This window comes from Pseudomonas fluorescens, from assembly GCF_902497895.1.
Lineage (GTDB): Bacteria > Pseudomonadota > Gammaproteobacteria > Pseudomonadales > Pseudomonadaceae > Aquipseudomonas > Aquipseudomonas fluorescens_BP.
On sequence record NZ_CABVHQ010000040.1, the window covers coordinates 45,607 to 54,170 of the forward strand.

Consider the following 8,564-nt stretch of genomic DNA (forward strand, 5'->3'; position numbering starts at 1 on the left):
GCCTCAACGTTTATCCGGCTTGGCCAGCAGCGTGTAAACGCAAGGCAATACAAACAAGGTGAATAGCGTGCCGATCGACATCCCGGTGGCGATCACCGTACCGATATCGAACCGGCTGACCGCGCCCGCGCCAGTGGCGATGATCAACGGCACCATGCCGAACACCATCGCCGCGGTGGTCATCAACACCGGGCGCAAGCGAATCGCCGCGGCTTCTTCCACGGCTTCCCGAGCTGTCAGCCCCTTGTCCTTGCGCAGCTGGTTGGCAAACTCGACGATCAGAATGCCGTGCTTGCTGATCAGCCCGATCAAGGTCACCAGTCCGACCTGGGTATAGATATTCATGCTCGACCAGCCCAGGAACAGCGGGATCAGCGCACCACAGATCGACAGCGGGACGGTCACCAGGATCACCAGCGGGTCGCGGAAGCTTTCGAATTGCGCCGCCAGCACCAGGAAGATAATGGCCAGGGCCAGGCCAAAGGTCACCCACAACGCGCTGCCTTCCTGGACGAATTGCCTCGAAGCGCCGCCATAATCGAAGGCATAGCCCGGTCCGGCTTCCTCTTGGCCGAGCTGGCGCACGGTCTCGATCGCCTCACCCATGCTGACGAGCGGCACACCCGAGATTGTCGCCGAGTTGAGCTGCTGGAATTGATTCAACTGCCGCGGTCGAGCGCGCTCGGAAACGCTGATCAGGGTGGACAGTGGCAGTGCTTCGCCCGCAGTGTTTTTCACATAGTAGTTGTTCAGCCAGTCTGGATTGTCGCGATAGGCTCGTTCTACCTGGGCGATCACCTTGTAGCTGCGGCCTTCGATGGTGAAACGGTTGATTTCCGCCTCCCCGAGCAATGTCGCCAGAGTGCCCCCCAGGTCCTGCATCGAAACCCCCATCTGCGCGGCTTTGGCGCGGTCGATATCGACCACTACCTCAGGCTTGTCAAAGGCCAGGTCGATGTCGAGAAAGGCGAACTTGCCTGATTCCAGGGCGCGTTTTTTCACTCGATCGGCGATTTGCAGCAGCGACTCGTAGTCGTTCGGGGTGTTGATGATGAACGAGAACGGCATGCCCTCACCGGTACCCGGCAAGGATGGCAGGTTGAAGCCGAAGATCTGCAGCCCGGTGATGGCGCCCAACTTGGCTTGAACTTCGGGAAGAATTTCCATCTGGGTCCGGCTGCGCTCGCTCCACGGCTTGAGCAGGAAACCGCCGATCCCCGATTGCACGCCGTTGAAGCCGTTGATCTGGAACGATGAGTAGTACTCGGGGAACTCCTTGAAGAGGGTGATGAATTCGTCGGTGTAGGTGTTGAGGTAGTCGAGGTTGGTCGGCTGTGGTGAGTTGGCCATAATGAAGACGATGCCCTGATCTTCGTCAGGTGCCAGTTCCGACTTGGTGAATTTCAACAGTACCGGGATCAGGCACAGGACGATCACGGCGAACACCAGCACCACCGGCCGGGTGTTGAGGGTGCCATGCAGCAGGCTCTGATAGCGGCGCTTCAAGCCCTCGAAAATCAGATCGAGGCGGTGGGCCAGGCCGGTCGGGTTTTCATCGTGACGCAAGAGCAGGGCGCACATCATTGGCGACAGGGTCAGGGCGACGATCCCGGAGATCACTACCGCGCCGGCCAGGGTCAGCGCAAACTCCTTGAACAGGGCCCCGGTCAGGCCTTCGAGAAAACCGATGGGTGCGTAGACCGCAGCCAGGGTGATGGTCATCGAGACCACCGGCATGGCAATTTCCCGAGCACCCTCGAGGGCGGCATCGAGGGGGGTCTTGCCTTCTTCGATGTGTCGGTGGATGTTCTCCACCACCACGATCGCGTCGTCCACCACCAGCCCGATGGCGAGCACCATCGCCAGCAGGGTCAGCAGGTTGATCGAGTAACCCATCAGTTGCATGAAAAACATCACGCCGATCATCGACAGCGGGATGGTGATCACCGGGATCAGCACCGAGCGCAGCGCGCCGAGGAACAGGAACACCACGACAATCACGATCAGCACCGCTTCAAACAGGGTTTTCACCACCTCATTGATCGATGCCTGAATGAACAGCGTCGCGTCGTAGGCGATCTCCCCTTTCAAGTTCGGTGGCAACTGGGCTTCCAGCTCCGGCATGATCTTGCGCACTTCCTTGATCACGTCCAGCGGGTTGGCGGCAGGGGTGGCCTTGATGCCGATATACACCGACGGCGTGCCCCCAAAAGAGCTGACGGTGTCGTAGTTCTCGGCGCCCATTTCCACTCGCGCCACATCGCTGAGCAGCACCCGACTGTCGCCCTCGGTTTTCAGCGGGATCGCGGCGAAGGCCTCGGCGGACTTGAGCTCGGTGTTGGCGTTGATGCTGGTGACCACGTACTCGCCTTTCACCTCGCCGGCGGCGGAGAGGAAGTTGAAACGACGTACCGCATCGGTCACATCACTGGCGCTGAGGCCGTAGCCGGCGAGCTTGACCGGGTCCAGCCACAGGCGCATGGCGAACACCTGGTTGCCGAGAATCTGCGCTTCGGCCATGCCCGGCAAGGTCGCCAGTTTCGGCTGGATCACCCGTGACAGGTAGTCGGTGATCTGCGGGTTGCTCAGGTCGTTGCTGAAGAAACTGATGTACATCAGCGCCGAGGCGTCCGCCGCTTCCTTGCTCAACACCGGGTCTTCGGCATCCTGAGGCAGCTGGTTCTTGACCTCGTTGGCCTTGGCCAGCAGTTCGGTGAACAGCCGGTCACTGTTGGCGCCGATCCGCGCATAGATCGAAATCACCGAGAAGTTCTGCCGGCTGACCGAGGTCATGTAGTCGATGCCTTCGGCACTCGCCAGGCTCTGCTGCATCGGTTGGGTGATGTAACCCTGGATGGTTTCGGCATTGGCCCCGGGGTAGGCGGTGGTCACGGTGATCAGGGCGTTTTCCATCTGCGGATACTGGCGCAGCGGCAGCTTGCTCCAGGCCTGGAAGCCCAGCAGCACGATCAACAGGCTGATCACGCTGGCGAGCACTGGGCGGCGGATGAACGGATCGGTGAAAGCCATGGGGATTCCTTGCTCAGTCGGCGCGTGGCTGGCTGTTCTGCTCGACTGGCAAATTCTTGTCGGCGCTGATGGCAATGGGGGCGTCGTTGGTCAGTTTGATCTGACCGGCGCTGACCACCTGTTCGCCGTTCTTCAAGCCTTTGGTGATCAGCACCAGCCCGTCGCGCCGCTCGCCAGTCTCGATAAAACGTCGCTCGGCGATCAGTACCGGTTGCCCGTTGGCGTCCTTCTCGACGCTGCCATCGGCGGCTTTTTTCTGCGCCACCACAAATAGCGAGTTGCCATAGAGGGTGTAGGTGATCGCGCTTTCCGGTACCACGATCTGCGGCTGAGGATCCGGCAGCAGGACTTGCAGGCTGGCGAACATGCCGGGCAGCAACTTGCCGTCCGGGTTGGCCAGGGTCGCGCGCACCAGCACGTTGCGGGTGCTCTCTTCGACTTTCGGGTTGATCGCGCTGATGGTCCCGGGAAAGTTCTGCGTCGGATAGGCCGATACAGCGACTTGAACCGGCTGCCCCAGGGTGATTTTCGGTACCGCCTGCTCCGGCACGAAGAAGTCGACGTAGAGGCTGCTCAGGTCCTGCAAGGTGGCGATCACCGTGCCGCTGGCAAGGTAGTCGCCAACATCCACCTGGCGGATGCCGATGGTGCCGCTGAAGGGCGCGACGATGTGTTTCTTGGCCAGTATGGCCTTGAGCTGGTTGACTGTGGCTTTGTTCTTGTGCAGCAGTGCCGTGAGCCGGTCGAATTCGCCTTTGGAAATGGCCTGGCTGCCCACCAGCTGACTGCCGCGGCCGTAGTCGAGTTGCGAGAGGCCAAGGTCGGCCTGGGCGGTTTCCAGCAGGGCGCTTTCCACCGCGCTGTCGAGTTGCAGGAGCGGCTGGCCGGTCTTGACCTTCTGCCCCGACTGGAACTGCACTTCCTTGACCGTCCCGGCAGTCTCCAGGCTCAGATCGACCCCTTGCAGCGCCTTGAGTGTGCCGACAGTGGGCAGACGGCCTTGCCACGGGCGTTCAGTGGCAGTGGCCACGGCCACGCTCACCGGCGGTTGTGGCGCAGAGAACACCTGGACCTGCTGATAGATGGAGAAGGCTTTATAGCCGGCCAGCATCAGTACGATAAGCAGGACAACACCCAACATGATCAGCATGCGGCGGCGCAGCATATTCCGGTTCCTTGGAAAAAAAGCTGAAACAGACAAGATGAGACAGGAGGGACATTACGCCAGGCGTGCAGGTGATTCTATATGCTCGTCTGAGGATTGTGCATAGGACCCTAAAAGATCACAGCCTTCGGCAGCTCCTACGGAATGGGGCCTGACGCGGTATCGAGGCGCGCCTCGGTCGGCGTAGGAGCTGCCGAAGGCTGCGATCTTGTCGGCCTCGTTGACGCCAAAAATCTTAGATCAGATGCAGATGGTTGTCCCAGAGCCCTGCAGGTAGCTCAAGGGGTTTTGCAACCAGCGGAGCCTGACGACAATCATAGAATCGGCAACGCCCCTGACCCGAGGTGACGACAAAACCATCGGCCACGGCACCGACCCCGGCGCAGTCAGGCAAAGGCGCATCGAGGCGCAGTTGAGCAGTGTCCAGGTCCCAGATAAAGAAGCGATTGCCCCGCGGTGCGGTGAGTGCCACCAGGCGCAACTCGCTGTGCACGGCGACGCTGGCGGTGTAGTGCCCCATGGCCTGCAACTGCTGTTCGGCAACCGGGAAGGCGACAAAGGGCTGGCCGGGTCGCTTGATCGCCAGCAGCTCGGAAGATTCGTGGGCATCGCCCATGAACTGCTGACCGGCGACAATGGTGCCGTCGCTGGCAATGCCCAGATGACGCACGCTGTTCATCGACTGGGCGAGGGTTTCCTTGCTCAGCAAGCTGCCGTCGCGCTGCATCAGTACCAGGCTTGGCTGCATGGCATTGAGGTTCATCTCCACCCGGCTTTCGGCCTCGGTACGGATTCCGCCGTTGGCCACTACCAGAGTTTCACCGTCAGGCATCCATGACACCTGATGCGGACCGATGCCATGGGTGGAAATCTCACCGCTGTGCACCAGCCGCTCACCTTCGAAGCGGTACACGCCGAGCAGGCCGCGACCCGGATCGGTGGTGTCGTTTTCGGTGGCGTAGAGCCAGTCACCGCTCTTGTGTATCACCGCGTGACCATAGAAATGCCGGTTTGGCTGTGAGACCACTGTCTGCAGCAGCGTGCCGTCGCGCAGGTCGATCAGGTAACTCTCGGTCCCGGGGCGCCGGGCGACGAACAGGGCGATCGGCAGCGTCGGATGATTGATGATGTCGTGGCAGCGTTGGCCGACCCGGGTGGCGAACACCTGGGAGCCATCCAGCCGATAACCGACGGCATAATGTTGGCCGTCGCCATCGTTGCGCGCCGAGAGCAGCAACGGGCTTTGGTCCTTTTGCCGGAACAGCGTCCAGCCGCCCAGCGTCACCGCACCCAGCAACAAACTGCCCAAAGTCAAAGCCTGACGTCGCAGCATGGAGCTAACCCTCATCAGTCGCCGTCGTTGGCGTTGAAGCCCAGTTGGATGCCCAGCGCCTTGGCCAGTTCGCCTTCGTGCAGGCGATGGACCACGTTGAGGCTGTCGTAAAGATCATTGAGTTGCTGGCGACCGGCATCGTCGCCGAGCATTTCAGTCAATGAGCGCTGGCTGCTGGCGAACAGTTTCAGCGCGGCGGCATAGGCCGCATCGATCTTCTCGGCCAACGGCTTCTGCTCGGCAGGCAACAGGCCACGCAGGCCTTTGTTGTCGACTCCGACCCACACGGTTTTGGCGGCGGAAAGGCTGGCTTCCAGGCTGAGCAGCGAAGACTGGCTGCGCCATGCATCGGCCTGGAATGGCTGTGGAATGCCCTTACTCTGGCGGCCCATCGGGGTGCCGAGTTTTTTCTTCAGGGTGTCCAGCGCGGTGACTTGCACTCGCAGCAGATCGGCGATGGCTTCATGTGAATCGGCGTAGCGCTGGTTCGGGAATTTGCTCATCTGCGCGAGCATGCCGTCATTGGTGTTCCAGCGCGACAGGATTTCTTCGGCGAGGATCTTCTGGCGCTCGCCAATGGCCGTCAACAGGGGGCAATAGCGGGCTTTCTGCGCGCTGTCGGCCATATCGACCTTGCTGTCGAACAGGATGTATTCGTAGGCCGACAGGCCTTGCACCACAACGCTGGATTTGGCCAGGGCGGCGGCGTCGATCTGCGGCTGAGCGCTGACCAGTTGCTCGACCTGACGGCCGACCAGGTTCTTCTTGTCCGGCCAGAACTGTACCTGCCACGCCCGGTTACCCTCGGCCAATGGACCGATCAGCAGTGGTTGCAATTCGGCCCAGGCTTTTTGCGCGTGGTGGAAATCGGCCTTCGCAGTTTCCAGGTCTGACTTGCCTTCACAGAACGCCAGTGCGCTGATCGCCAATTGGCGGTCGGCATCGACCCAGCGGCTGTAGGTCGGCAGGATCACTTGCTTGGCGATGGCCGCCGAGGTGACGGCCTGGGGATCCTGAGGCGAGCAGGCACCCAGGGCGAGCGCGGCAAGGCTGGTGAACAACAGTTTGGGGCGGAACATGTCGGGCTCCATTTTTTTTGGTGGAAAGCTTTGGGTGGAAAGCTTTGCTGAAAGCTTTGCTGAAAGCTTGGAGAAAGCGTTATAGAGAATTCAGGAATGCCAGCAACGCGGCGCGCTGCTCGGCATTGAAGGACAAAACCTGCTGCTGGGCCGCCTGGGCTTCGCCGCCGTGCCAGAGCACCGCTTCGAGCAGGTTGCGGGCCCGGCCGTCATGCAGAAATTGGGCATGGCCGCTGACGGTTTGCGTCAGGCCGATGCCCCACAACGGCGGCGTGCGCCAGTCGCGGCCACTGGCCTGGAATTCCGTGCGATTGTCTGCCAGGCCGTCACCCATGTCGTGCAGCAGCAGGTCGCTGTAAGGGCGAATCACCTGATTGGCCAGTTCAGGCTCTGCGGCATTTGCCGAGGTGGTGAATTTCGGGGTGTGGCAGGACTGGCAGCCGGCTTGATAGAACAGGCTTTTACCCGCCAGCACCTGCGGCGAACTCACGTCGCGGCGGGCCGGGACGGCAAGGTTGCGGCTGTAGAACAGCACCAGACGCAGGATGTTGTCACTGACCTCCGGCTCACCGTCCGGGCCATTGCCATTGGGCGCCTGCAGGCAGCCAGTCTGGGTCTGGGTGCAGTCATCGACGTGTCGCAGGCTGGTGGTCAGGCCCATATCACCGGAAAACGCGTGGACGTTTTGCTGATTGAGCGTGGGCTGCCCGGCTTTCCAGCCGAAGCGCCCGAGCACGGTTTTCTGTTGCGCGTCATCCCAGACCTGGTTCGGTCGCCCGGCGATGCCGTTGTTGTCGTCATCCTGCGGGTCGGCGTTGCGCAGAATGTCGGCATCGGAGATGGCTTCGAGCAGACCCAGGCCAATCATCGGCGGGGCGACCCGGGCGGAGAAGCGAGTGTCCGGGTGCATGGGCCCGTAACCGAGCTGGCTGATTTGCAATTTCGGCTTGCGCAGTTCGACTTCAGTGCCGTCCTTGAAGCGAACCGGCACCGGCTCGTAGTTGACCCGGACTTTGCCTTCCGGCATGACGCCGGGAACCGACATATCCTGCAGTTGCCCACCGTAGATCGGCTCCGGAACTACACCGAGCTGCTCGATGACTTTGGCATAGGCCGGGGCGTTGGGGATCGACAGGCGGACCAGCATCGACACCGAGTTGCTTGCATCGGGGGCCGGCGGGTGACCGCGGCCGTCCTTGATGTGGCAGTTCTGGCAGCCATTGGTATTGAACAGCGGGCCGAGTCCGTCGCGCGCGGTAGTGGTCGCTGGGGCAATCACCCAGGGGTTGCGAAAGAAGCTGTTGCCGACACTGAAATCCAGTCGCCGGGTTGGCGACAGGTTGGCCGAGGGCAGGGAGAAGGCATTCTGATCGGTCTTCTTCACCGTCGCACTGCCAGCGGAGCGGGCTTCACCCGGTTCGGCCTTGGTGAAATGCGGGACGTCATCGCAGGCACTCAGGCCCAGGGCCAGCAACAGAGTGGACAAGCGAAGCGGCAGCGAGAGCATCAGACATCCTGCAAGACGAGCAAAACAAGGGCGCAAAGTCTAACAGGGCGGGTGAATTTGAATAAGAGGAATTAGCGTTTCGTTTGATGTGGGGCAAGGATTTGGGGGGCAGAGCAGGATTTGTGGTGGCTGTTAGATCCACCCCTCACCCTAACCCTCTCCCCAGGGGGGCGAGGGGACTGACCGAGGTGTTTTGTAGAGGTACTGCGACCTGAAACCTCTGCGCTGAATCCATAATCGACTCGGTCTCACAGGTCGCAGCAGCTCGGCAGACATTGGAGATCAGTTCCCTCGCCCCTCTGGGCACAGGTATCTACACAACTTTGAAATACGGCGTAGGGCTGAATCCGTAGCAGCTGCCGAGCCTGCGAGGCTGCGTTCGAGGACGCAGTCGTCGCAAATCCTGTGCCCGCGGTTTACCTGAAAAAGCGTGTTGCCTGATTTTACGAC

At 61.1% G+C, this 8,564-nt stretch carries 5 protein-coding genes; all 5 read right to left on the reverse strand.

Annotated features, from left to right (window positions below):
* Window positions 1–3: 3 nt before the first annotated feature.
* The 5 genes from F8N21_RS19605 to F8N21_RS19625 all read right to left on the reverse strand — a co-directional run bounded on the left by F8N21_RS19605 (window position 4) and on the right by F8N21_RS19625 (window position 8,114).
* The gene (locus tag F8N21_RS19605) at window positions 4–3,030 is read right to left on the reverse strand and encodes a multidrug efflux RND transporter permease subunit (RefSeq protein WP_150643682.1); all 3,027 of its coding nucleotides are present in this window, start codon (window positions 3,028–3,030) and stop codon (window positions 4–6) included.
* A gap of 13 nt (window positions 3,031–3,043) precedes the next feature.
* Complete coding sequence (locus F8N21_RS19610; RefSeq protein ID WP_150643683.1) at window positions 3,044–4,195, reverse strand: efflux RND transporter periplasmic adaptor subunit; 1,152 nt, start codon at window positions 4,193–4,195, stop codon at window positions 3,044–3,046.
* Between the two features lie 235 nt (window positions 4,196–4,430).
* Window positions 4,431–5,528, reverse strand: a complete 1,098-nt coding sequence (locus F8N21_RS19615) for a DUF1513 domain-containing protein (RefSeq protein ID WP_150643684.1) — start codon at window positions 5,526–5,528, stop codon at window positions 4,431–4,433.
* 14 nt (window positions 5,529–5,542) lie between these two features.
* On the reverse strand, window positions 5,543–6,607 hold the full coding sequence (locus F8N21_RS19620; RefSeq protein ID WP_150643685.1) for an imelysin family protein: 1,065 nt from the start codon (window positions 6,605–6,607) through the stop codon (window positions 5,543–5,545).
* A gap of 79 nt (window positions 6,608–6,686) precedes the next feature.
* A complete protein-coding gene (locus F8N21_RS19625; protein ID WP_150643686.1) occupies window positions 6,687–8,114 on the reverse strand; it encodes a di-heme oxidoredictase family protein in 1,428 nt (475 codons plus the stop codon).
* Window positions 8,115–8,564 lie beyond the last annotated feature (450 nt).